This window comes from Pseudomonas sp. HMWF021, from assembly GCF_003061005.1.
In the GTDB taxonomy this organism is placed as follows: Bacteria; Pseudomonadota; Gammaproteobacteria; order Pseudomonadales; family Pseudomonadaceae; genus Aquipseudomonas.
Map to the genome: position 1 here is coordinate 52,130 of NZ_QAIK01000120.1, position 1,055 is coordinate 53,184.

1 protein-coding gene is annotated in these 1,055 nt (G+C 62.6%); it reads left to right on the plus strand.

Annotation, left to right across the window (positions count from 1 at the left end):
• Window positions 1-34 precede the first annotated feature (34 nt).
• The coding region (locus DBR18_RS16350) for an acyclic terpene utilization AtuA family protein (protein ID WP_146188765.1) at window positions 35-1,055 on the plus strand (1,021 nt) is incomplete at its 3' end.

Genomic DNA, 1,055 nt, shown 5'->3' on the forward strand with positions numbered 1-1,055 from the left:
ACTTCTGTCGCAGGTTCCTGAACCGGAGATCAGCATGCCAACCACCGTCCGCATCGGATGCGCCAGCGCATTCTGGGGAGACACCTCAACCGCCGCCGCACAGCTTGTAGCCGGTGGACGCCTGGATTATCTGGTGTTCGATTACCTGGCCGAGATCACGATGTCGATCATGGCCGGTGCGCGCATGAAAGACCCGCACGCCGGGTTCGCCGGCGACTTCATCGAAGTGCTCGCGCCGTTGCTGCCGCGACTGGCTGAACAGAAGATTCGCGTCATCAGCAACGCTGGCGGGATCAATCCAAAGGCCTGTGCCACCGCGCTGCAAGCGGCCTGCGACAAGGCCGGAGTTTCACTGAAAATCGCTGTGCTGCTGGGCGATGACCTGCAACCGCAATTCAAGCAACTCGCCGCTCAAGACATCCACGAAATGTTCAACGGCGCGCCGCTGCCACCAATGTGCGTTTCCACCAACGCCTATCTTGGCGCCCCGGGCATTGCCGAGGCTTTGCGCCTGGGCGCCGACATCGTCATCACCGGGCGAGTGGTCGACAGCGCGGTGGTCAGCGCGGCGCTGGTGCATGAATTCGGCTGGGCGTGGCACGACTACGACAAACTGGCCCAGGCCGCGCTGGCCGGGCACATCATCGAATGCGGCGCGCAATGCACCGGCGGCAATTTCACCGATTGGCGCGACGTGCCGGATTACGCACACATCGGTTTTCCCATCGTCGAAGTCAGCGCCGACGGCCAGTTCATCGTCAGCAAGCCCGAAGGCTCCGGCGGCCTCGTCACGCCACTGACCGTCGGCGAGCAGATGCTCTACGAAATCGGTGACCCGCAGGCCTACCTGTTGCCGGACGTGGTCTGCGATTTCACCCAGGTCAAACTGCAGCAACAGGGCAAAAACGCTGTGCATGTGCACGGTGCCAAAGGCTTGCCACCCAGCGATAAATACAAGGTCAGCGCCACGTACCCGGACGGTTTTCGCTGCACCGCCAGTTGCCTGATCGCCGGCATCGATGCGGTGGACAAGGCGCGGTGCGTCAGTCAGGCAA